Raw genomic sequence first — 23,927 nt, forward strand, 5'->3', positions numbered from 1 at the left:
ATGACGAAACAATCAAATGCCACCACCGAGCGCCTGCTGACATATGAGGAGGTTTGTACGGTTTTGAAAACGTCGCAGGCAACACTGCGCCGCTATGTAAAACAAGGCCGGTTTCCGGCACCAGTAAAGCCCAACCCCAGTGGTAGGGCTGTCCGCTTTCGCTACCAGGATGTGAAGGCTTGGCTGGACAAGTTGTGAGGGGAGCAGGCTGATGCAATACAAACTGCAAGAAGACGGGCTCTATGCCTTATCAGGGGACCACTGGCAGCGGGTAGGCGGTTGGATTCAGGTAATGGCTCGCACCAGGTTAACCGACAAGCGGCACGGACACGGAGTATTGCTGGAATGGCAGAATTTCGATGGTGTGAAGCTACGCGAGGTCGTCTATGCCCGAGATCTCAACAGCGATAATGCCCGGCAGGTGCGGGATATGCTGGTTGATACCGGTTATCCACTGACGCCCAGCCAGGCAAGCTGGATCCGGCTTCAGCACTATCTGTTGGAGCAGATGGCTCTGGCCGAACCGGCGACGGTGGTTAGTCGAACTGGCTGGCACGGTTCCGTGTTTGCAACCAGTAACTGGACTATCGGTTCAGCTGACGAACCGCACCATTTCGTAGGCCAGTTATCTGGTTCTCCAACGTTAGAGGAATCCGGAAGTCTCAGCGACTGGCAGACTTATGTCGGTCAGCTATGCCGAGGCAACCCATTAGCGATATTCAGCGTTGGAACGGCGCTGGCTGCGCCACTTATCGCATCTTCTGGTATGGAAAATGGCGCCATTCATCTGGTTGGAGCATCGTCGACTGGGAAAACGACCTTGTTGCAATTGGCGGCCAGCGTCTATGGGAGCAACCGCTATGTCCGCAGTTGGATCTCAACCAGCAACGGATTAGCGGCAGTCTCTTCAGAGCACAACGACATGCTGCTGCCGCTGGATGAAATCGGAATGGCCCGTCCGGAAGACATCGATACGGCGATATATCAGATCATGAACGGCTCAGGGAAGTTACGGGCTAACGTCTCCGGCGAGCTGGCCGCGACCTCGCATTGGCGAACGTTGGTGTTGAGTAGCGGCGAAGTCTGGATTGCTGAGCTACTCCAGCAGATCGGTAAGCCGCTACGCGCAGGCCAGCAGATTCGTCTGGTGGAGCTCCCGGTGTTTGGCACCTTCGGTGCGTTCGACGAATTACATGGCCACAATCATCCGCAGCAGTTTGTGGACGAGCTGAAATCGTCTTGTCAGCGCTACCACGGCACTGTCATTCGGGAGTGGGTGTCATTGCTGACCGAGCGTCACACTGAGCTCAGTCAGTATCTAAATCATGAGGTTGGTCGTCTGAGCGGTTCTTGGGCAAACGATCAGATGGCATCCCAGGTGCAACGTGTCATCCGGCGTTTTGCCTTGATTGGGGCAGCACTTTGCCTCGGAAGCAGAAATTTCATCCTCCCATGGTCCGAAGAGGAATCTCTATCGGCAGTCCACAGAACTCTGAAGGCCTGGCTGGATAACAGAGGCCACTCCAGAAATTCTGAGGAATTCCGGCTTCTCAAAGCACTGGAGCGAGCGATGAAAGTTTGGGAGCGCAGTCTCAGTGATATTGAACAAGCGACTGGCCAGGGAGGAGCAGGTTTTCGACGCTCACACGAGGGACGTGAACTGTGGTTGATCTATAAATCACACTTCCTGAAGAGACTCGGGCTTCCAACCCACTATATGCGCGAAGTGGAGGTGCTGTTACAGCGTGACTGCCTGGTGAGTAATGAGCGCTCCCGGGGGACCTACAAAACCAGAGTCAATGGAGATTTGCGGCGGTTTTTCGCGCTCAGGCCTGACCAAGTTAGGCGGCAACTTGATGAACTGGAGAGGATTGAACATGAGGACTGACGTGATGTTCCCAATTTCCCAGTTTTCCCACTTTGGTTATGGCGGTGTAGGGGTAAAGCGATGACAGAAAAAGAAATGCTGCAACGGGTGTTGCAGGACATGATGGTTCTCAAGAAAATAATATTGGATCATATCAGTGGTAGTAAGGCACCGGAGGCCGACAAGGAGATCATGAGTCTTGAAGACTGTGCGGAATACACGGGGCTGAAGAAAAGCACCCTGTACCAGCTGACCTCCCAAAAGAAGATCCCTCACTTCAAACCAAATGGTCACCGGATTTTCTTTCGCCGCGCAGACATCCTGAAGTGGCTCCAGTCCAATCGGATCGCGACGGCGGATGAGATCGAGCAGTCGGCTGCTCAGCATCTGGTGAGTCACCGAAGACCAGGACGACGGAGCGTTTGATGTGGGGCAGGTGTAAAGAGGGGCTGTGAAAGCCCCTCTGGTCACTTAGGCTGCACATTCCCCAACTCCGTCCAGTGTCTCCTCAAATATGTCAGGAAAACTCCTCATGGCCTCTGTGCGGCGGGTTTCGAGTATGTCCGCGTAGATTTCCGTTGTTCTGAGCTCGCTATGGCCTAGAAGTCGCGACAGTGAGTAGATATCCACGCCCCTGGCCAGTTGATTGACCGCAAAGGTGTGCCTTCCAGCATGGAAAGTCACGTTTTTGGTGATTCCTGCCCGCATGACCCACTGAGCTAATGCAACGTTGGTATAGGAGTCATACTTCAAGCCTTTGAATACGCGGTCACCCGGCTTACCGCGACTTTCCAAGTTCAGCAATTTTACCGCTGAATCTGGCAGATCGAGGTATTGAAGCGAGTTTCCAGCATTCACTAATTTTTTCTGCCGGAAAATGATGCGGTAATGGTCGTCGGCGAATTCTTCGATCTCACCCCAGACCAGCTTGTGGATATCTGACCAGCGCAGGCCAGTGGTGCAGGAGAACAGGAAAGCCCGCCGCAGCACGTCGTACCGGCACTCGGCTTTGGTCAGAGCCCGGACCTCTTCTAGGGTCAAATACGTTCGTTTGGTGTTTTCCGGTTTGATGGACTTGACCTGTTGAACCGGGTTGTCGCGGATAATGCCATCCCGATAGGCCTGGTTGAGCGCTGCCCGAACCTTGTTGAAGTAACTGCTGGTGGTGTTCTTGGCCAGTTTGGTACCGGATTTGGTGGTGGCTTCATGCTGAAGGTAGTGCCGAAACCCCTCCAGAAATCGCTTATCGACTTGTTCGAAGGTTAGTTCAGACAAGCCATGGTAGCGGTGCAGGTGGTGACGGGTGGAGATCCAGATCGAATGGTTGGATTTGCTCCCCGAAGCTTTCTCGTCGGTCAACTGGTCGAAGTAATCGAAGAAGCTGGCAGAAAGCTTGGTCCGATCATCCAATCCATGTCGTGACGATTCGATTTCCAACAGCCGCTTTGCCCGGATGGCCTCAGCTTTCTGATTCACGGTCTTGTTGTGCTCACGCTCCGCCGGAAGCCGAGGTTTGTCGTAGAGGAACAGGTTCAGAGGCTCATATGAGCGTTTCTGTGCCCGAGAGCCGTTCTGGCCTGTCTTGGAACCGTGATAGTAGACCAGTCGTAGGGCACGGTGGCCGTTCTTGTCTGGTTCGCGTTTCTGGATAGTGATTTTCATGTTTTGCTCCTTTTGTGCTCCGAGTGCTCCGAGTGCTCCGAAAACTTATACTCGGAGCACACACGGAGCAAGAGGGGACAAAACGGATCAAACTGCTTTCAAAGGAATAGAATAAATATCTTTGTAAAACAATAGCTTATTTTTATTTAGTTGGATGCTTTTCGATCTTTTTGGCCGTTTCACTTGCCGATACAGAAGCTGCTGAAGATGTGGCCAAGCAGCTCATCCGGCGTCACAGTTCCCGTTATTTCTCCCAGGCACTCCTGCGCGACACGCAGATCTTCGGCGAGTAATTCGCCCGCACCCGTACCTGCTAGCTGGGCCTGGCCTGCAGTAACCGCACTTCGGGCTCGCTCGAGGGCATCCAGGTGTCGTCGCCGGGCAAGGAATCCTCCTTCCAGGCTGGCCTCGAAACCCATACTCGCTTTGAGATGAGCCCGAAGGGCTTCGAGTCCCTCACCGGTTTTCGCAGAAAGCCGTAGCACCGGCAGTTCATCCAGATAGGTCAGCCCGGGCGCTTCGCCGCTCTGATCCGTCTTGTTCCTTACCAGCGTCACGGGGACGCCTGGGGGTAGCTGTTTTCGGATGCCAACATCGAGGCCTTGCCAGACTGCATCAAGCACATTGACGCCGGACATGCCGGCGTCAGGGCCTGCAACGCTGTCGATCAGTAACAGGATGCGGTCGGCCTTATCTATCTCGTTCCAGGCGCGTTCGATACCGATCCGCTCAACCTCGTCACTGCTGTAACGCAGCCCCGCAGTGTCGACGATGTGCAGGGGCATTCCATCAATGTGAATGTGTTCGCGCAGGACGTCCCGGGTTGTGCCTTCAACAGCGGTGACGATGGCAGCTTCACGCCCTGCAAGTGCATTCAGCAGGCTGGATTTGCCCGCATTGGGACGGCCTGCAATAACGACGTTCATTCCTTCGCGCAGCAGGGATCCCTGGCGAGCTTCCCGTGCGATTCCGTCAAGCTCTTCCAGCAGCCCTTCTATGTCGGTAGCGACTTTGCCATCAGCCAGAAAATCGATTTCTTCTTCTGGAAAATCAATCGCTGCTTCGACATAGATCCGCAGGGCTATAAGCCGGTCGACCAGACTCAGAATACGCCGTGAGAATTCACCCTGAAGCGACCGAACTGCACAGCGCGCTGCCTGCTCGGAGCTGCTGTCGATCAGGTCGGCAATGGCCTCGGCCTGGGCCAGGTCCATCTTGTCGTTCAGAAAGGCCCGCTCAGAGAATTCGCCCGGCCGTGCCAGTCGTGCACCGCTTGCACAAACGGCATTCAGCAGCAAATCCATGACGATGGGGCCGCCGTGGCCCTGCAGCTCAAGCACATCTTCACCGGTAAACGAGTGGGGCCCGGGGAAGAACAAAGCGATTCCTTCGTCCAGTTCCTGGCCTTCGGTATCCCGGAAGGGCCCATAGTGGGCGTAACGCGGCTGGGGTTTAAACCCCAGCATCTGGCGGGCAATGGTCTCGGCTTGAGGACCCGATACCCGGACAATCCCCACCCCCGCACGCCCCGGGGCAGTAGCCACAGCGGCAATGGTATCGAGGGCAGGGGCAGACATGGTTATCTCCGCACCGGGCTCAGGTTTTTGCAGGCTTTTTCGGGCCGTTCTCAATCTGGTGCGTGATGACCCACTGCTGTGCTATGGAAAGAATGTTGTTTACCAGCCAGTAAAGCACCAGGCCAGCCGGGAACCACAGGAAGAACACAGTGAATATCAGTGGCATCAGCTTCATCACCCGTGCCTGGATGGGGTCCGGCGGAGTGGGATTCAGGCTCATCTGCAGGAACATACTCGCGCCCATGAGTATCGGCAGGACGAAGTAGGGATCCATAACCGAAAGATCCTGAATCCATAGCATGAACGGCGCGTGGCGTAACTGGACACTTTCAAACAGACACCAGTAGAGCGCTATAAACACGGGCATCTGCACCAGTATGGGCAGGCAACCCCCGAGCGGATTTATCTTTTCCTTCTTATAGAGCGCCATCATCTCCTGGGACATTTTCTGACGATCGTCCCCATACTGTTCCCGTAGCCGCTGAATCTGGGGCGTTACCCGACGCATGTTGGCCATGGAGCGGTAGCTGGTCGCCGAGAGTTTGAAGAACGCCAGCTTGACGACAACCGTCAGCAGGATAATGGCAACCCCCCAGTTGCCGACGATGCCGTAGAACCATTCCAGTATCAGGAACAGCGGGTAAGAGATGAAAAACAGCCAGCCGAAATCAACCGTCCGGTCCATGTTGGGCGCGACGTTTTCCAGGCGGTCAATAATTTTCGGACCGATGTAGAGTTTTGCCCCCAGCTCCCCGCGCTCACCTGGTTGCACCTGGGTTGTGGGTGAAACAAAGCCCATAACCTGCAGGTCGCCCCGGCGGGTTGTCTGGTAACGGTGCGTCTGATCCAGTCCGGGCACCCAGGCCGTAAGAAAATAGTGTTGGAGGAACGCAATCCAGCCGCCGTTTACCGTCAGGTTAAGCGATTTATCCTGAAGGTCAGAAAAATCGTACTTTTCGTAGGGATCCTCTGGCGTGTTCAGGACAAGGCCCAGAAACGACTGGATACCAAAACTGTCCTGAGCCGTTGGATCGGGGCTCTGGTCGCGAACAATCTTGCCGGAGAAGTTGCCCCGCCATACGCTTTCGCTGGTGTTGTCGACCAGGTAGCGGACCTCGATCTGATAGCTGTTCCTGCTGAAGATGTAGCGCTTGGTTATAGCCGCACCTGTGTCGTTCTCCAGTTCCAGATCTACAACCAATTGATCCTGACCGTCATCAAGCTGGTAACGGCTAGCCGCACTTCTGTAGCGGGCGGGCCCGCCATCGCCGCGGCCATCGGGTCCGTCCGGGCCCACCAGGCTGCTTTCCAGGACGTAAGTCATTCGATTGTCATTGCGTAGCAGCGGTAACGGATCATCCCCGTTCAGGGTCTGGTCATACTCAAGCAGTCTGGCGCTGACAAGGTGGCCGCCGAGTTGGCTGATATCCACGGCCAAAAGATCGGTCACAACTTCAATTTTGCCGCCGCCTGAAACAACCTGTCCTTGAGTAGCTTCATCCGTGCCTGACTGACCGTTCTGGGTAACGGCCGTATCTGCATCCGGGGCAGAGAATTCATCCCCGACAGGGCTGCCGATCTCTGAGGACTGCTCAGGAATGGCCTGTGTGACCTGCTGATCCTGAACTGGGCGGTTGACGTGGTAGTCTTCGTTCCAGGCCAGGACCATGAGGTAACTGACGACGGCGAGACCCGCCCAGATAATGATTCTTTGGATATCCATAACTCACTGCACTGTTTGTCGAGGGGAGGAATGCCTGTCGGCGTGAGTGTTGTGCTCTTCTTTACCTGCACAGCAAGTATCAGGCACGGGATCATAGCCGTAGCCACCCCAGGGGTGACAACGGCAAACTCTCTTTAGCGCCAGAAATCCCCCTTTACGGGCCCCGTACCGGCCTATTGCTTCAGCGGCGTATTCCGAACAGGTGGGCATGAAGCGGCATCGGGCGGGTAACAGGGGGCTGATCATATACCGATAAGCCTGGATGAGCAGCATCAGAAGCTTGCGCATATGTGCCCCGGGGCCTTGGAGATCAGGAGGATTTTTGAGCTGAAAGGCTGCTCTGGGAAAGGGCTGCCTTGTTCAGACGCTGCCATAACTTGTCGAGAATCGCGAAAAGGCCAGGGTTATCGATATCGATGAGACCCTGGCGACCAAGCACAACCAGATCTATTCCGGGGAAATCCTGTTTGCGTACCCGGAAGGACTCTCGGACGAGCCTTTTGACCCGATTCCGGTCATGAGCTCGTCTGAGATTTTTTTTGGCAAAAATCAGCCCGAGCCTGGCATGTCCAAGATCATTGGGCGCAGCGAGGATAAGAAAATTCCGATGCGGCACCTTGTAGATCACGCCATTGAACACGGCGCTGTAATCTTTCGGAGTCAGGAGCCGCCAGTGTCGTGGGAAGTCGTCATGGTGGTCCATCCGGTCGCTGGAATCAGGCGCAGAGACGCTTGCGTCCCTTGGCCCGGCGCGCAGCCAGTACTTTGCGTCCGTTTGCTGTGGCCATACGAGCCCGGAAACCGTGGGTGCGCTTGCGCTTGATAACGCTGGGCTGGAACGTTCTTTTCATGATCGCATACTCAGTTCGGTTGGTTGAGTCCGTGGGCGGCCGGGTCAGTCAACCTGATCCGTACACGGCAGCTCGAAATTAAATAGGAGCGGAATAATAGACAACTTGGCCCTGCGATTCAATCCATTGCTGAAATTTTGCCCAGAATCCCAGGTCAGGTCAGGTCAGGTCAGGTTTGGAATTTTTACGCCGCTTCACCATAACTATAGGTTTTAGTTTCTTAAGAAAAAGACTTACTACTGTTACTACTAAGGCAGGATTATCTGTGTAAAAACAGGATAAACTGCCCGTAATCATAAACTTGAGTGAATGACTAACCTCTGGGTAAACGCGGTATAAGGGGTCGCATAGATTGGGTATAAACAGCGTTTGACCTTCAATTCCGCCTTATCCCCAATCCGATACCCAGGTCATCCACAAGGTAGAAGTACAGTTATTCCCCCATTTCTGTGGATAACTTTCTGTGGAAAAATTTACCTTGAATTTGTTTATAACTTTGTTCTTAACGTTTTAACTATCTATAAATAAAGAATTAAGTTATCAACAGGCTGTTCGTAACCAATTGCTGCAAGGGCTTTCCCTCCTCCCGAGGCGGCTGTAGAATGGCTGCCTGAATCGCAATGGTTCGCCAACTGAGAAGTTCACGAACCCGGGGTCGCTCATAAACCCCGTTCAGGATACTCGGAAGGTAACTGGACGCAGCAACACCAAGCTTGTTGTGTCAATCAGCTTAAATACATCAACCGGATTCTTTCGCCTGGCTGACCAGGCGGATGGGCTTGTTACGCCCAGATCCAACGGGAGCGAAGGGCCGTGCCTCAGGAAATATGGCATCAATGTCTGGAAGTGCTGCAGGATGAGTTTCCCTCGCAGCAGTTCAATACGTGGCTGCGCCCGCTTCAGTCAGGCCAGGAAAATGATGATCTGGTGCTTTTCGCGCCAAACCGATTCGTCATGGACTGGGTTAATCAAAAGTATCTGGAACGAATTGAAGAAGTCCTGCGTTCGGTTGCAGGCTCAAAGCCATTGAAAGTGCGTCTTCAGGTTGGTTCGATCGCCGAACAGCAGGCCAAGGTGGCGGCGAACCGCGAGTCTGGAAGACCTGCTGCCCAGGAACAGGCGCGTTCCGGGAAAGAGTTGCCTCAGGAAGCGGAGGGCCCGGGACTGAGTGACTCCGAAGCGCAGTCGGCGGCCGTCAACGGGCAGCCCCGGCATGTGCCTGACCGCCGCAACGCCCGTCGTAAAGTTGAAGTGGAAGGCGGGCTCAAGCATCAGAGTTTCGTGAACCCCAATTTCAACTTCGACACTTTCGTCGAAGGAAAGTCCAACCAGCTGGCCCGGGCTGCGTCAGTGCAGGTAGCAGAAAATCCGGGTGGATCCTACAACCCGCTATTTCTCTATGGGGGAGTTGGCCTGGGTAAAACACACCTGATGCACGCGATTGGCAACGATATTGTGCGCCGTAACCCCAACGCCAAGGTCGTCTACCTGCGTTCAGAAAGATTCGTGGCGGACATGGTCAAAGCGCTTCAGCTCAACGCGATAAATGAGTTCAAACGCTACTATCGGTCGGTCGATGCGCTGATGATCGACGATATCCAGTTTTTTGCCCGCAAAGAGCGTTCACAGGAAGAGTTTTTCCACACTTTTAATGCCCTGCTTGAAGGTGGTCAGCAGATCATTGTGACCTGCGATCGGTTTCCGAAAGAAATCGACAACATGGAAGAGCGTCTCAAGTCCCGGTTTGGCTGGGGGCTTACGGTGATGGTGGAGCCGCCGGAGCTGGAGACGCGGGTCGCGATTCTGCTGAAAAAAGCAGAGCAGGCAAAAGTGCATCTTTCCAGCGAAGCCGCGTTTTTCATTGCCCAGAAGATCCGTTCCAACGTCCGCGAACTGGAAGGCGCACTAAAGCTGGTCATTGCCAATGCTCACTTTACGGGCTCTGAAATAACACCTCCTTTCATTCGTGAAAGCCTCAAGGATCTATTGGCGCTGCACGAGAAACAGGTAAGCATCGACAACATTCAGCGCACCGTGGCAGAGTATTACAAAATCAAAGTGGCGGATCTGCACTCCAAACGCCGCACCAGAACGGTGACCCGGCCCCGCCAGATGGCTATGTCGCTGGCCAAGGAACTAACCAACCATAGTCTGCCAGAGATCGGCGATGCGTTTGGCGGTCGCGATCATACGACCGTGATTCACGCCTGCAAAAAAGTTATCGAGTTGAAAGAGACCGATAGCACCATACGCGAAGACTACCAGAACTTTATGCGACTGCTGACGATGTGAGTGGTCACGCCTGAAAACGAGCGAGTTTAAATACAGCCATCATGAAACTGACAATTCACCGTGAAGCCCTCTTGAGCCCGCTGCAGGCCATTGCCGGTGTGGTGGAACGAAAGCAGACCATGCCCGTCCTGTCCAATGTCTTGCTTATCGCTGAGGACGATAGGCTGTCTCTGACAGGGACCAACATGGAAGTTGAACTTGTGGCTGTGGTTGACGACGTCACGGTGGAACAGCCTGGTCGGATTACGGTCTCCGCGCGCAAGCTCAGTGATATCTGTCGGGCGCTGCCTGAGGGTATGCCGGTAGAGCTGGCCATGGAAGGCGAGCGGGTGCGGGTCAAGTCCGGGGCCAGCCAGTTTACCCTGGCGACGCTGCCGGCGGAGCATTTCCCCAATGTAGAAGATGAACCCGAGAGTTTTCGTCTGACGCTGGCCCAGAACGATCTGGATCGCCTGCTGGACGCCACGTCCTTCGCTATGGCGCAGCAGGACGTACGGTACTATCTCAACGGCCTGTTGCTGGAAGTGGGCAATGACTTGATACGGGCTGTAGCAACCGATGGCCACAGGCTTGCAATGGGCAGTATCAGTGTGGCAACAGGTTCTGAGTCACTCCGGCAAGTCATTCTGCCGCGCAAGGGTGTGCAGGAGCTGGGGCGTCTTCTGAAAGAGGTGGAGGACACGGTGGTGCTGGTCTTTGGTGAGAACCACCTGCGCGCCACGATTGGTGCCTATACATTCACCTCAAAACTGATTGAGGGAAAGTTTCCTGACTATAACCGGGTCATCCCCCGGGGCGGCGATAAGGTCATGGAAGCAGACCGTAAAGCACTAAAGGCCACCCTGCAGCGGGCGGGCATTCTTTCCCACGAGAACATTCGTGGTGTAAGACTTCACTTTGAGAATGATCAGCTCCACGTCTATGCCAACAACCCGGACCAGGAGCAGGCAGAGGATACCGTCCCTGTCAGCTACCAGGCAGAATCTCTTCAGATCGGCTTCAATGTAGGCTATCTAATTGATGTTCTTAATGTTTTGAACGGGGACACTGTCAGATTCACGCTCTCAAACGCTAATAGCAGTGTTCTGATTGATGGTGAAGCCGATGCCAATAGCGTCTATGTCGTTATGCCTATGCGGTTGTAGATAGCTTCTCCGAAACGCGAAGGGCTGGCAATGTCCAGCCTATGCTCCACGCGAGCCCGGCGACAACGGAGCTCGCCGGTCAATATGTCAAGGATGGTAGATACGCGATGACTAACTCTTCAACCTCCCGGAATTCCGCTGGCAAAAAGGTAGCCACCACGGCGGGGCCAGCCGGTTCAGATAGCGAACTCAGCAAGCTGTTCAACGTGGTGAGTAGCGGTATCAAGGGGGCGGCCCGGCTCGGCCAGACTGCCACTGTCTTGTCGCGTACGGGTATTAACTGGCTTCGCGGACAACGGCCCCCGGCGCCCCAGCTGCTGCGTGAGACCTTCGAATCGCTTGGGGCTACCTACATCAAACTGGGCCAGTTCATTGCCAGTTCGCCAACGTTTTTTCCGCCAGAGTACGTGGAGGAATTTCAGCACTGTCTTGACCGGACCCCACCCTTGCCGTTTCCAACCATGAAGGCCATTCTCGAAGCGGAAATGGAGCAGCCGCTCGATGAGATCTACAGCTTTATTGATCCGGTGCCGCTGGCTTCCGCCTCTATTGCACAGGTTCATGCCGCCCGTCTCGTTACTGGTGAAGATGTGGTGATCAAGATACAGAAGCCAGGTGTTGAAAATATTCTTCTAACGGACCTCAACTTCCTCTATGTGTCGGCGACGATTCTTGAAAAGATGGCACCCAAGCTATCCTGGACGTCGCTCTCGGGTGTGATCCAGGAGATCCAGCGCACGATGATGGAAGAGTGTGATTTTATCCAGGAAGCCAATAACCTGGAGACATTCGCGAAATTCCTGCGAGACACGGACAACGACGATGCCACTGTCCCAGTCGTTTATAAAAATTTCAGTTCACGCCGAATCTTGACCATGGAGCGATTCTTTGGTGTACCGCTGACCGATCTTGAAAGTATCCGTCAGTTCACGCCGGACCCGGAACGTACGCTTATTACGGCTATGAATACCTGGTTTTCAAGTCTGACCCAGTGTGAGTTTTTCCACGCGGACGTTCATGCGGGCAACCTCATGGTGCTCCGCGATGGCAGGATCGGTTTCATCGACTTCGGCATTGTCGGGCGCATCAAGCCGGATACCTGGGCAGCTGTTTCAGATTTCATGACGGCTATCATGGTCGGTAATTTTGAAGGGATGGCCAGTGCGATGGCCCGTATTGGCATCACCCACGTAGAGGTTGATGAGGACCAGTTGGCAAAAGACCTGAAAGCGCTTTATCAGCGACTGGATCTCAGCGAAATGCCTGACCCCACTGACCTGGATCCATCCCGGGCGGACGACGACGTTAATGCCTTGTTGATGGAAATGGTGCGGGTTGGGGAACAGCACGGTCTGCACTTTCCCAGAGAGTTCGCACTGCTAATAAAACAGTTCCTCTATTTTGATCGCTATGTTCATATTCTCGCGCCGGAGATGGACATGTTTCTCGACGAGCGGTTGCATCGCCTGCACTAGCAGAGCAGTATCTGTCTATCGAGGGGCGGTGGCGGCCAACCTTCTCGTCTCTATAGAGCCTGCACATGTGCAGGCTTTAAGGTTCTAAGCAAAGGAAACCGTCGCCTTGCTGTGGAGAACGGGGTTCCGCTTTCGATTGTGGCCGGGGATCAGGCTTTATGGCTCTTCTTAATCATGTGGTTTCGTCTTCGTTATCGCTCTGGCGAGGAACCCAGGTGCGTTCCGGCACGAAGCAGCCAAAACAACTGCTCCAGCTTTATGATATAGAAGGTTCTGCTGCCTGCCGGCTAGTCAGGGAAGCCCTGACAGAACTCAATCTGGACGTGACCATCTACCCCTGCCCTAAAGGCGGAGAACGTTTCCGGAGCCGGGTTATGACCCTCGGCGGCGAAGAGCAGTTTCCGTACCTCGTAGACCCCAACACCGGCCGCTCCCTTTATCACGCCGGTGACATCATCCGCTATCTCTTCGAACATTACGGTCGCGGTCGACTGCCCCTGAACTGGCGTAGCATGACGCTCAACAAGGTCTCGTCCGTCATCGCCACGCTACCCCGATTCGGTGCAGGAGTCTTCGCCCGCCCAAGCAAGCGGCCGGACATCCTATTGGAGCTCTACAGTTTCGAGTCGAGCCCGTATGCGCGTCCGGTCCGTGAATGGTTATGCGAGCTCGAACTGCCCTATGTGCTCAGGAATCTCGGCAAAGGGCACTGGGAAGACTATGTTCTTCCAGATCTCAGAAAGCGCTTCAGGAAAGACTACGCACCGCGTACCGACAATCGGAAAAAGCTGCTGGATAATACAGGTCGGGTGGCTTCACCATACTTTGTCGATCCCAATACAGGTACTGCGCTGTATGAAAGTAACGCTATCATCGACTATCTTGTACGTAGATACAGCGTGTAGACGGTAGACTACCGTCCGTGGCACGCGCCGCCATTCCTGCCAGTTGGCCTGATCAATCTGAAGACGAACCCGGTGGGTTCTCGTACTCCTCTAGATCAACCTCGGTTCTAGCGTGAGCGTCCGGCACTTACCCGACTTTTGGTTCCCAGGATTCTATGTCGCTTTTGGAGCTGCAAACACATCGTTTCCGGAACCTCGGTCCAGATCGGCTTCAGTTCTCCCCTGGCGTCAATCTCATATACGGTGATAACGGCAGCGGTAAAAGCAGCCTGCTTGAAGCTGTCCACTACTTAAGTACCGGACGATCGTTCCGTACCCATAAGCACGAGACTGTGGTAGCGCACGGCGGAGACGAGATGGCGGTGTTTGGCCGTGTTTCAAAAACAGCCGGACGTAGCCGGGTTGGAACTGATCCCAACGGAAAGTCGGTCACCCACAACCTCGGCATATCGCGCAACCTGGCTGAACGCAGAACAACGCTTAGGCTCGACGGGGAAAACGTTCGGAGCCTCTCCATCCTTGCCCAGCATCTTCCCATCTCAGTCATTGAACCGGGTTCCTTCGATATAATCTCTGGGGGCCCAGGGAAGCGACGGCAGTTTTTAGATTGGGTAGTGTTCCACGTGGAACATCGTTTTGCTGGCCTCTGGCAACGGTGTCAGAAGGTAATAAGTCAAAGGAATCGCCTGCTTAGAAGTGGTAGAATTGACGATGCTTTGTTAAGAGCCTGGAACCAGGAGTACCTGACCATTGCCAACCAGGTTACGTCGGAACGGCAGCGGTGGTTTGAGGAACTCGTCCCGCTGGTACAGGGTCTGCTTAACGGATTGGATGCACCCTGGGCTTCGGATCTGAGCCTGGATCTTTTCCGCGGATGGGATCGTCAGAGAGAACTTGGCGACGTGCTCGAGCAGCACTTTGACCAGGAACGTAAAGTCGGTCACACACTGTATGGGCCGAACCGCTGTGATGTACGTATCCGGGTAGGCAGCAAGCCTGCAGGCGAAACACTCTCACGGGGCCAACAGAAGACCTTGGTTATCCTGCTCAAGCTTGCCCAAGGAGAGCTCCTTTATCGTGAGAGGAATATTAGCTGTGGTTTCCTGCTCGATGACATTAACGCCGAACTCGACATTTTTCACCAGCGAGTTCTGGCGCAACAGCTTCAGAGATTAGGGAGTCAGGTATTTGTCACCAGTATCTCCCGGCCGGATCCAGCGGTGCTCTGGCAAAACGCAATGGCGGACCTCCGAATGTTCCACGTGGAACATGGGGTTCTGCGCAAAGAAACATGACCTCGCTTTAGGAGCGGTGAATGGCTGAATCAACTTATACCTCGTCCAATATCAAAGTCCTCAAGGGGCTGGATGCCGTTCGTAAACGTCCCGGAATGTACATCGGTGATACGGACGACGGAACGGGGCTGCACCACATGGTTTTTGAGGTGGTTGATAACTCCATCGATGAAGCGCTAGCCGGCTACTGTAGCGAAATCTCCGTCATTATCCATCCGGATGAGTCGATCTCCTGCAGAGATGATGGACGGGGCATTCCGGTCGATCTGCACGAAGAAGAACAGGTATCAGCTGCCGAAGTCATTATGACGGTACTTCACGCAGGCGGTAAGTTTGACGACAATACCTATAAGGTATCGGGCGGACTGCACGGAGTAGGGGTTTCGGTTGTAAACGCGTTGTCCGCCACACTTAAGCTAACAATACGCCGGGACGGTAAAGTCCACGAGCAAACCTACCACGAAGGGGTTCCGGCGGCACCGTTGGCGGTGGTGGGCGACACGGACCGTACAGGTACAGAGGTGCACTTCGTACCTTCGCCGAACACCTTCTCCAATATCGAGTTTCATTTTGATCTGCTCGCTAAGCGACTGAGGGAGCTGGCTTTTCTTAACAGTGGCGTACGCATTGTCCTGAAAGACGAACGTTCCGGCAAAGAAGAAGTTTTCCAGTATGACGGCGGGCTCAAGGCGTTCGTAGAGCATTTGAATACGAATAAGACCCCCATCAATCGGGTTTTCCACTTCATGAAGGAGCGTGAGGATGGCACCGCTGTCGAAGTGGCGATGCAGTGGAATGATGCCTTTCAGGAAAACATATACACGTTCACGAACAATATCCCCCAGCGCGATGGTGGTACACACCTTGCTGGCTTCCGCGCTGCACTGACCCGCTCTCTCAACGGTTACATTGAACAGGAAGGCATCCTCAAGAAAACTAAAGTAGCGACGGCAGGAGATGATGCTCGTGAGGGACTGACAGCGATCATCAGCGTAAAAGTGCCTGACCCCAAGTTCTCGTCGCAAACCAAAGACAAGCTCGTATCCTCCGAAGTAAAAACAGCGGTTGAGCAGGAGATGTACCAGTGCTTTGGCGACTATCTGCAGGAATTCCCCCAGGAAGCCAAGATCATCGTTAATAAGATGATTGACGCCGCACGGGCACGGGAAGCGGCCCGGAAAGCGCGGGATATGACGCGGCGCAAGGGTGCGCTCGATATTGCTGGGCTCCCCGGTAAACTGGCTGACTGCCAGGAGAAAGATCCTGCACTATCTGAACTGTTCATCGTGGAGGGTGATTCCGCTGGCGGCAGTGCCAAACAGGGCCGCGACCGTAAGACCCAGGCCATTCTGCCGCTCAAGGGTAAGATACTGAACGTCGAGAAAGCCCGCTTTGACAAGATGCTATCGTCGGTGGAAGTAGGCACCCTTATCACGGCGCTGGGCTGTGGCATCGGTAGGGAAGAATATAATCCGGAGAAGCTGCGTTATCACAGTATCATCATCATGACCGATGCTGACGTTGATGGCTCGCATATACGCACGCTGCTTTTGACTTTCTTCTTTCGCCAGATGCGCGAAATTATTGAGCGGGGCCATGTTTTTATCGCGATGCCGCCTTTGTACAAGGTCAAGCGCGGCAAGCAGGAGCAATACATCAAAGACGAAAAGGCCATGCAGGCGTACCTGACTCAGTCTGCTCTGGATGGCGCCCAGTTCTACGTTAATCCGGAGGCTCCACCACTGGCGGGCACGGCGCTGGAAACTCTGGTCAAGGAATACCAGGGTGTGATGGCTGTCATCGAGCGCCTGTCCAGGGTCTATCCTGAATTGGTGCTGAAGGAAATGATCAGCCATGGCACGCTGAGCCGGGATGACCTGAATTACCGAGATCGTGTAGAGGCGTGGGTAAACACGTTGGCAGAGCGACTCGTACTGGATACCCGTACCGGGACCAAGTTCACCTTCTTTGTAACAGAAGACCCCGAACGAAAAATCTATCTGCCGAAGGTGATCCTGTTTGTCCACGGTATTCCTTACGAGTACACCTTCAGCCACGATTTCTTCGAATCCTCATCCTACAGGGCGATCGCCAAGCTGGGCGAAACGCTTGAAGGTCTGATCGAGGAGGGCGCTTACATCCAGCGGGGTGAACGCCAGCAGGTCGTACTGAGCTTTGCCGGCGGGCTGGAGTGGCTGATGAAAGAAGCCCAGCGCGGCCTTGGGGTGCAGCGCTACAAGGGTCTGGGCGAGATGAATCCTGACCAGCTGTGGGAGACAACCATGGATCCTGAAACGCGGCGCATGATGAAAGTGACCATCGAAGACGCCTTCGCGGCAGACCAGATCTTCACGACACTGATGGGTGACGAGGTTGAACCCCGCCGTAATTTCATCCAGACCCATGCGCTCGAAGTGACCAATCTGGACGTTTAGTTCGGTAATCGTTGTAGAGCGCTGGAATGGCTGCCGTTTAGGCGGCCATTTTTTTTGGCCGAAGCATTACCCGAGGCTCCACAGACTGCTCAGGGACGCCGTGGTTCGTGGCATTTTTCCACAACACATAAGCCGATTTTACAGTGCCGCAGCGCCATTCGACCTCTGCCGAATCCTTGTTGCTGAAGGCGATGGTATTTCGGCCGGGCAAAGCCTTCCCAACTCCTGGTCCGCAGGAAGACGGGTTCAGCGACTTATGGGGGGTCTGTTAAAAGAGTGGAGGTAGAGCGCTAAGGGCAATAAAAGAGGGCAATAGCGGAGTTGCGCGGTGCTATCAAGCCAAGCTGGTGCTATCAAGCTAAGCTTTTGATATAGAGGGGATATTACAAACTAAACTGGTCGGCGTGGCAGGATTTGAACCTGCGACCCCTTCGTCCCGAACGAAGTGCGCTACCAGGCTGCGCTACACGCCGATGAAGCCGGGATGATTATACACACTAGCCGAACTCCGCTAAACCCTTTGGTTGCGAAATTGGCCCAGAAAGATGAGGGCTAACCCAGTAACGTTTCGACGAAAGAAGCAAGGTTATCAGTAAGTTCGACACCTTCCAAAGGCTCGCTGTCCAGGCTCGCCCGTGTCGCTTGGCCACCACCTGTAGCCACCAGCACGGGTTTGACGCTGGCTGCTAGCGCCGCTTCAAGGTCAGATCGGCTGTCGCCCAGCATCCAGCTCCCGGAGAGGCTACTGAGCCCGAAGTGCTGCTGTATTTCACGCAAAAGGCCGGTTTCGGGTTTGCGGCAGCTGCACTGCTCGTCCGGATGGTGGGGACATACCGCAAAGTAGTCGATTCGGCCGCCCTGCTCCTGAACCAGGCCTTGCAGATGCTCGTGGATACCGTCGACCATGGCCCTGCTGAAGTAGCCGCGGGCAATGCCAGACTGGTTGGTCGCGACCGCTACCCGGTAGCCGGCCCGGGACAACCTCGCGATTGCCTCGATGCTGCCAGGTATCGGCTGCCACTCAGCGAGGCTGCACACGTACTGCCCTTCCTCATAAGCGTTGATCACGCCATCCCGGTCGAGGATTACCAACACGGTTAAGACTCCTCAGGCTCCCGAAGGCAGCAATGAAATATCAGCGACCTTGAGGAACAACGCCCGAAGCTGGGTCAAGAGCGCCAGCCGGTTGTCACGCACCCGGGTATCTTCCGCCATGACCATGACCTCGTCGAAGAAACGATCCACGGGCTCGCGCAACGCTGCCAGGTCGGCCAGGGCCTGCCCATAGTTCGCCGACTCGAACAGTGGTGCCACTTTCTCCGATAGGGCCTGAACCGTCTCAAAGAGGCTCTGCTCGGCCGGTTCCCGTAAGAGAGAGGGGTCAACAGCTGTTTCGGTATCGTCTTGCTGGCCCTGTTTGGCCAGAATGTTCGAGACACGTTTGTTGGCTGCGGCAAGCGCCTGGGCCGCCGGCATCTGACGGAATGCCTCAACGGCCGCGAGACGCTGGCTGAAATCCAGTGGTCGGGTCGGCCGGCGGGCATGGACCGCCAGGAAGACTTCGGTCGGCTGACCGGCTTCCTCAACCATCGCCCGGAAGCGTTCCAGGATGTAGTCGACCACAGCATTGACCGGATCACTCGCGGTCAGCCCCATATGCTGGGCAGCGGCCCAGCGGCAGCAATCGCTCAGATCCAGGTCGAGCTTGCGCTCTACCATGATACGAAGCACGCCGAGCGCGGCGCGACGCAGCGCGAACGGGTCACGGGTACCGGACGGCGGCTGGTCGATACCGAAAAGGCCAACCAGGGAGTCGAGACGGTCAGCCAGCGCCAGGGCACAGCCGAGTTGGGTCTCAGGCAGCGAATCGCCGGCAAAGCGGGGCAGATATTGCTCGCCCATGGCTACCGGGATATCGCCGGGTTCGCCGTCGTGACGGGCGTAGTAGGTCCCCATCGTGCCCTGGAGCTCTGGAAATTCCAGCACCATCTCGGTAACCAGATCAGCTTTACCCAAACGCCCCGCTCTCTCGGCATGATCCGGATTGGCGCCAATCGCCTCAGCAATTTGCCGGGCCAGGGCGGCCACCCGGATGCTTTTGTCGTAGAGCGTACCGAGCTTTTCCTGGAAGACGATCGGTTTGAGACGTTCAGCCTGGTCGATCAGTGGCGTTTTACGGTCGGTCTCAAAGAAAAACGCGGCATCGGATAGCCGCGGACGGATCACTTTTTCGTTGCCTGCCACAACTTGGGCCGGGTCCTTGCTCTCAATGTTGGCGACAGTAATGAACAGCGGCAGCATAACGCCGTCGCTACCGACCACGTGGAAGTATTTCTGGTGCTCCTTCATGGAGGACACCAGAGCCTCCGCCGGAACTTCGAGAAAGCGGTCCTCAAACGTGCCGAGCAGCGGCACAGGCCATTCGTTGAGCGCCGTGACCTCGTCCAGCAGGTCAGGGTCTATGACCGCGGTGCCGCCCTGCTCCTGGGCCAGACGTTCGACTCCGGCACGAATCAGGTCGCGCCGCTCGTTGAAATCGGCCAGTACATGTCCTTGGCTTTTAAGAACCAGCTCGTAGTCGCCCGGTGTCGGGATGATCAGTTTCTGGCGGCAGTGGAAGCGGTGACCGCGGGTCTCACGGCCGGTCGTCAAGCCGAGAATCTCGCAGTCGACCACATCGCTGCCGTAGAGCATGACGACCCACTGGGCCGGGCGCACGAACTCAACCCGGCTGGAACCCCAACGCATGCGTTTGGGAATGGGCAGGCGTGCAAGGGATTGGCTAACCAGCCCCGGTAGCAGGCTGACCGTGGCCTGGCCTTTCTCGACGCTGCGATAGACAACCCAGGCGCCTTTGTCGGTCTCAAGGGTATCGAGCTGGTCCACGGTGATGTCGAGGGAGCCGGCGAAACCCTCGAGTGCCCGGGTGGGGTTGCCGGCTTCGTCGAACGCAGCTTTGACGGCGGGACCTCTTTTTTCTACCGGCTTATCGGGCTGGCTGTCGGCGACGTCAACAATACGGACGGCCAACCGGCGGGGCGCGGCAAATGACTCTACCCCGGCAAAGGAAACGCCAGCCTCAGTCAAGCCATCGGTGATGCCTTGGGTGAACGCGTTTGAAAGCTGGAGCAGCGCTTTGGGCGGTAGTTCTTCAGTACCAATCTCAACCAGAAAATCATGCTTGGCCATGTTACTTTTCCTCTCCCTTGGCGTTTTCTGCCTGCTTTAGTGCTTCCTGCCTCAGGGCTTCAGGCGCGAGCGGAAAGCCAAGTTCAAGACGGCGGTTGAAATAGGCCTGGGCAACGGCGCGCGCCAATGAGCGAACGCGCAGGATAAAGCGCTGGCGCTCGGTGACGGAGATGGCGTGGCGGGCATCCAGGAGATTGAAAGTGTGCGACGCTTTCAGGACCTGCTCATAGGCCGGCAATGGCAGGCCGACCTCGATCAGCCGCTGGCTCTCACGCTCGTGAACGTCAAAAGCGTGGAACAGGAATTCGGTATCGGCCTGCTCGAAGTTGTAGGCCGACATTTCGATCTCGTTCTGCTTGAACACATCACCGTAGGTGACGTCGCCTTCGGGACCGTGCGTCCAGACCAGATCGTAGACACTGTCGACACCCTGCAGGTACATGGCGATGCGTTCCAGCCCGTACGTAATCTCACCCGTCACCGGGAAGCATTCAAGACCGCCAGCCTGCTGGAAGTAGGTAAACTGGGTCACTTCCATGCCATTGAGCCAGACTTCCCATCCGAGCCCCCAGGCGCCCAGCGTGGGGGACTCCCAGTTATCCTCGACGAAGCGGATATCATGGACCAGAGGGTCGATGCCAAGAGCCCGCAGGGAGTCCAGGTAAAGCTCCTGGATATCGGGCGGCGAAGGTTTGAGCACCACCTGGAACTGATAGTAATGCTGCAGCCGGTTAGGGTTCTCGCCATAACGGCCATCCGTTGGACGACGACTGGGTTGCACGTAAGCCGCGTGCCAGCTTTCGGGCCCGATAGCGCGAAGGAATGTCGCAGGGTGGAAGGTACCGGCGCCCACTTCCATATCCAGCGGCTGCAGCACGACGCAGCCGCGTTCTGCCCAGAACTGCTGGAGAGCAAGTATCAGCCCCTGGAAGGTTTTTACATCGGGTTTGGCCAACTCAGTCACGCGGTACCCCTGGCTTATTCGAGCGGCAGACCCACGGGAATGGGGCCTGCAATTGGAAGCCGGGTATTATACTCTTCCTGGCGCTTACTTTCGAAACCGTCGATCTGATTTGCGGTCCGTGCCCTCGGGCCGCACCCACCACGGTTCACCAGAGCGTGTAATTCCCGGGTCAAAAGGAAGAGCCCCAAACGATGACGCAGGAACCTGCATCAGCGCCCCTTTTCGGGTGGCGTGAATACGGCGCGCCCAACGGTCTGCCGGTCATATACCACCACGGCATGCCCGGCGCCCATACAGAAGCCGCATGGTTGCACGACCAGGCCCGGCGCAACGACGTCCGCCTCATCGTGCCGGACCGGCCCGGCATCGGCGCGACGCCTTTCACTGCCCTGAATCGCATCGCCGACCTGGTACCGCACTTCTGCCGCCTTATGGACCATCTGCACGTCCCCAGGTGTCACCACGCCGGCTGGTCGAGCGGCGGACCGATGGCGCTGGCGATGGCTGCCCTCGTGCCCGAGCGCATAACCGGCGTTTCGATCATGGCGAGCTATACGCACTTCTATGAAGCCGGTCTCGAGGATAGCCTGGTCAAGCCGTTTGCCCGCCACACCCGCTTTACCCGGGGGCGCCTGGTTGAGGTGCTGGTCGGTCTGATCCGGGTCGCTGGCTGGACTGAACGCCTGTTACCCTGGGTCTATCTGTTTTACCTGCGCAGGCTCTGTTCACCTGCAGACCGTGAGATTCTCTCGCAGGCGGCCTTCCGGCGGGTCTTCATGGCGGCCCAGACCGAGGCGTTCCGGCAGGGGACCTCCGGCGCCAGGCAGGACTTTGCGCTGCAGTACCGTGACTGGGGTTTCCGACTTAAGGACGTGCAGGCGCCGGTCATGCTTTACCAGGGCCAGGACGACCCGATTGTGGTACGTGAAAACGGGGAGGATCTGAACCGACGGCTACCTCAATGTGATTTGCGGCGTATTGATGGCGAAGGCCATTTTTTTCCGTTCCTGAATGGGTTCCAACACGAATGGATGGCCGCCTTGAGCCGGTAGCGCTGCAAAAGAAGTCATCAGCACGGTTTTGCTTCCGATGTGCTGACAGCCCCCGATGTAGTGAAAGGCCCCAATGTACTGAAAGCCCTTAGAAGAACGTCAGACCGACCTGGAACAGACGCTCTACTTCCCGGATACGGGTACGGTCAACCAGGAAGAGAATAACGTGATCGTCGGGCTGGATGCGTACGTGATCGTGGGCAATCAACACGTCGTTATGCCGGACAATGGCGCCGATGGTAGTGCCCTCGGGTAGGGAGATCTCGTCCAGCCGCTTGCCTACGACCTTGGAACTGCGGTGGTCACCATGGGCGATTGCCTCGATCGCCTCGGCGGCCCCCCGCCGGAGCGCATGAACGTTAACCACGTCGCCGCGGCGGACGTGGGTCAGAAGACTGCCGATGGTCGTCTGCTGGGGTGAGATGGCGACATCGATATCGCCGCCCTGGATCAGGTCGACGTAGTCGGGATTGTTGATCAGGGTCATCACCTTGCGCACGCCCAGGCGCTTGGCCAGGAGTGACGCCATGATATTGGCCTCATCGTCGTTGGTGACCGCGCAGAAGACGTCGGTATTTTCGATGTTCTCCTCAACCAGCAAGTCTTTGTTGGCCGTATTGCCCTGTAGCACGATGGCCTTGTCGAGATTTTCGGCCAAATAGGTGCAGCGCTCGTAGTCGCGCTCGATAATCTTGACCTGGTAGCGGCTTTCCAGCGTATGGGCGAGCCGGTGGCCGATGTTACCGCCACCCGCAATCATAATGCGCTTGTAAGGTTTCTCCAGGGGCTGGAGCTCGCTCATGATCTTGCGGATGTTGTCGGCACCGGCGATGAAGAAGATTTCATCGCCGTCTTCAATCACGGTACTGCCCTGGGGGATGATGGGACGGTCACGACGGAAAATGGCGGCGACACGGGTATCGGTATTCGGCATATGCTCGCGCAGGAACGAAAGCTCATGCCCGACCAGCGGCCCGCCCAGCGTGGCGCGGATGGCGACCAGCCGGACCAGCCCCTTGGAAAATTCCAGCACCTGCAACGCACCGGGATACTCAATCAGCCGGGTGATGTGCTCGGTGACCACCTGCTCCGGGCTGATCAGCACGTCGATGGGAAAGCCACCCGGCCCGAACAGCTCCTTGCGGGAAAGATAGGCGTTGGCCCGCACGCGGCTGATCTTGGTGGGCGTACGGAACAGCGAGGAGGCAATCTGGCAGGCCACCATGTTGACTTCATCGCTGTTGGTGACGGCGATCAGCATGTCCGCGTCATCGGCCCCGGCCTGCCGCAGTATGTTCGGGTAGGACCCCCGGCCCTGCACCGTCCGTACGTCGAGCCGGTCCTGGAGTTCACGCAGCCGACCACTGTCGCTGTCGATGATCGTGATGTCGTTGGCTTCGCTGGCAAGGTTTTCAGCAAGCGTGCCACCTACCTGACCTGCGCCAAGGATGATTATCTTCATCGACCTGCTTTCCTCTGACCCTGACGACGCGAG

Annotated in this window: 20 protein-coding genes and 1 tRNA gene; 10 read left to right on the forward strand and 11 right to left on the reverse strand. The window is 56.1% G+C overall.

The window, feature by feature from the left end:
- From soil367_RS00005 to soil367_RS00015, 3 genes are read left to right on the forward strand one after another with little or no spacing between them, the layout of a single operon-like run.
- Positions 1-198, forward strand: coding sequence for a helix-turn-helix transcriptional regulator (locus soil367_RS00005; RefSeq protein WP_136545713.1), 198 nt, complete (start codon positions 1-3; stop codon positions 196-198).
- Between the two features lie 13 nt (positions 199-211).
- Positions 212-1,888 (forward strand): DUF927 domain-containing protein, encoded by a 1,677-nt coding sequence (locus soil367_RS00010; protein ID WP_136545715.1) that lies wholly within the window; start codon positions 212-214, stop codon positions 1,886-1,888.
- A 60-nt stretch (positions 1,889-1,948) separates the two neighbouring features.
- Positions 1,949-2,293 carry a helix-turn-helix transcriptional regulator gene (locus soil367_RS00015; RefSeq protein ID WP_136545717.1) on the forward strand — a complete coding sequence of 115 codons (345 nt, stop codon included), beginning with the start codon at positions 1,949-1,951 and terminating at the stop codon, positions 2,291-2,293.
- A 45-nt stretch (positions 2,294-2,338) separates the two neighbouring features.
- Here soil367_RS00015 and soil367_RS00020 read toward each other — a convergent pair whose 3' ends face one another.
- The 6 genes from soil367_RS00020 to rpmH form a co-directional block, all read right to left on the reverse strand.
- A complete protein-coding gene (locus soil367_RS00020; RefSeq protein WP_136545719.1) occupies positions 2,339-3,529 on the reverse strand; it encodes a site-specific integrase in 1,191 nt (396 codons plus the stop codon).
- 179 nt (positions 3,530-3,708) lie between these two features.
- Positions 3,709-5,106 carry a tRNA uridine-5-carboxymethylaminomethyl(34) synthesis GTPase MnmE gene (gene mnmE, locus soil367_RS00025; protein ID WP_136545721.1) on the reverse strand — a complete coding sequence of 466 codons (1,398 nt, stop codon included), beginning with the start codon at positions 5,104-5,106 and terminating at the stop codon, positions 3,709-3,711.
- Between the two features lie 19 nt (positions 5,107-5,125).
- Positions 5,126-6,829 carry a membrane protein insertase YidC gene (yidC, locus tag soil367_RS00030; protein WP_136545723.1) on the reverse strand — a complete coding sequence of 568 codons (1,704 nt, stop codon included), beginning with the start codon at positions 6,827-6,829 and terminating at the stop codon, positions 5,126-5,128.
- A gap of 3 nt (positions 6,830-6,832) precedes the next feature.
- The gene (gene yidD, locus soil367_RS00035) at positions 6,833-7,117 is read right to left on the reverse strand and encodes a membrane protein insertion efficiency factor YidD (RefSeq protein ID WP_136545725.1); all 285 of its coding nucleotides are present in this window, start codon (positions 7,115-7,117) and stop codon (positions 6,833-6,835) included.
- A gap of 22 nt (positions 7,118-7,139) precedes the next feature.
- Positions 7,140-7,532 carry a ribonuclease P protein component gene (gene rnpA, locus soil367_RS00040; protein WP_136545727.1) on the reverse strand — a complete coding sequence of 131 codons (393 nt, stop codon included), beginning with the start codon at positions 7,530-7,532 and terminating at the stop codon, positions 7,140-7,142.
- A gap of 13 nt (positions 7,533-7,545) precedes the next feature.
- Positions 7,546-7,680: a 50S ribosomal protein L34 gene (gene rpmH / locus soil367_RS00045; protein WP_136545729.1), complete on the reverse strand. Its 135-nt coding sequence runs from the start codon at positions 7,678-7,680 to the stop codon at positions 7,546-7,548.
- A gap of 813 nt (positions 7,681-8,493) precedes the next feature.
- Between rpmH and dnaA the strand changes: the two genes are divergently transcribed.
- The 6 genes from dnaA (at position 8,494) to gyrB (ending at position 17,227) form a co-directional block, all read left to right on the forward strand.
- Complete coding sequence (gene dnaA / locus soil367_RS00050) at positions 8,494-9,972, forward strand: chromosomal replication initiator protein DnaA (protein WP_216642748.1); 1,479 nt, start codon at positions 8,494-8,496, stop codon at positions 9,970-9,972.
- A 41-nt stretch (positions 9,973-10,013) separates the two neighbouring features.
- Positions 10,014-11,117: a DNA polymerase III subunit beta gene (dnaN, locus tag soil367_RS00055; RefSeq protein ID WP_136545733.1), complete on the forward strand. Its 1,104-nt coding sequence runs from the start codon at positions 10,014-10,016 to the stop codon at positions 11,115-11,117.
- A 107-nt stretch (positions 11,118-11,224) separates the two neighbouring features.
- Complete coding sequence (locus soil367_RS00060) at positions 11,225-12,592, forward strand: ABC1 kinase family protein (RefSeq protein WP_136545735.1); 1,368 nt, start codon at positions 11,225-11,227, stop codon at positions 12,590-12,592.
- Between the two features lie 158 nt (positions 12,593-12,750).
- Positions 12,751-13,497 carry a glutathione S-transferase N-terminal domain-containing protein gene (locus soil367_RS00065; RefSeq protein ID WP_136545737.1) on the forward strand — a complete coding sequence of 249 codons (747 nt, stop codon included), beginning with the start codon at positions 12,751-12,753 and terminating at the stop codon, positions 13,495-13,497.
- Positions 13,498-13,652: 155 nt separating this feature from the next.
- Positions 13,653-14,792, forward strand: coding sequence for a DNA replication/repair protein RecF (recF, locus tag soil367_RS00070; protein WP_136545739.1), 1,140 nt, complete (start codon positions 13,653-13,655; stop codon positions 14,790-14,792).
- A 20-nt stretch (positions 14,793-14,812) separates the two neighbouring features.
- Positions 14,813-17,227, forward strand: a complete 2,415-nt coding sequence (gyrB, locus tag soil367_RS00075; protein ID WP_136545741.1) for a DNA topoisomerase (ATP-hydrolyzing) subunit B — start codon at positions 14,813-14,815, stop codon at positions 17,225-17,227.
- A gap of 396 nt (positions 17,228-17,623) precedes the next feature.
- Here the strand turns inward: gyrB and soil367_RS00080 are convergent.
- The 4 genes from soil367_RS00080 to glyQ all read right to left on the reverse strand — a co-directional run bounded on the left by soil367_RS00080 (position 17,624) and on the right by glyQ (position 21,371).
- Positions 17,624-17,700, reverse strand: a tRNA-Pro gene (locus soil367_RS00080).
- 79 nt (positions 17,701-17,779) lie between these two features.
- Positions 17,780-18,322, reverse strand: a complete 543-nt coding sequence (gene gmhB, locus soil367_RS00085) for a D-glycero-beta-D-manno-heptose 1,7-bisphosphate 7-phosphatase (RefSeq protein WP_136545743.1) — start codon at positions 18,320-18,322, stop codon at positions 17,780-17,782.
- A 12-nt stretch (positions 18,323-18,334) separates the two neighbouring features.
- Positions 18,335-20,416, reverse strand: coding sequence for a glycine--tRNA ligase subunit beta (glyS, locus tag soil367_RS00090; RefSeq protein WP_136545745.1), 2,082 nt, complete (start codon positions 20,414-20,416; stop codon positions 18,335-18,337).
- A gap of 1 nt (position 20,417) precedes the next feature.
- The gene (glyQ, locus tag soil367_RS00095) at positions 20,418-21,371 is read right to left on the reverse strand and encodes a glycine--tRNA ligase subunit alpha (RefSeq protein ID WP_216642796.1); all 954 of its coding nucleotides are present in this window, start codon (positions 21,369-21,371) and stop codon (positions 20,418-20,420) included.
- 200 nt (positions 21,372-21,571) lie between these two features.
- Between glyQ and soil367_RS00100 the strand changes: the two genes are divergently transcribed.
- Complete coding sequence (locus soil367_RS00100) at positions 21,572-22,432, forward strand: alpha/beta fold hydrolase (RefSeq protein ID WP_136545749.1); 861 nt, start codon at positions 21,572-21,574, stop codon at positions 22,430-22,432.
- Between the two features lie 88 nt (positions 22,433-22,520).
- Here the strand turns inward: soil367_RS00100 and trkA are convergent, their stop codons facing one another.
- A complete protein-coding gene (trkA, locus tag soil367_RS00105) occupies positions 22,521-23,894 on the reverse strand; it encodes a Trk system potassium transporter TrkA (protein ID WP_136545751.1) in 1,374 nt (457 codons plus the stop codon).
- Between the last annotated feature and the right edge of the window lie 33 nt (positions 23,895-23,927).

It is taken from the genome of Hydrocarboniclastica marina, assembly GCF_004851605.1.
GTDB lineage: Bacteria > Pseudomonadota > Gammaproteobacteria > Pseudomonadales > Oleiphilaceae > Hydrocarboniclastica > Hydrocarboniclastica marina.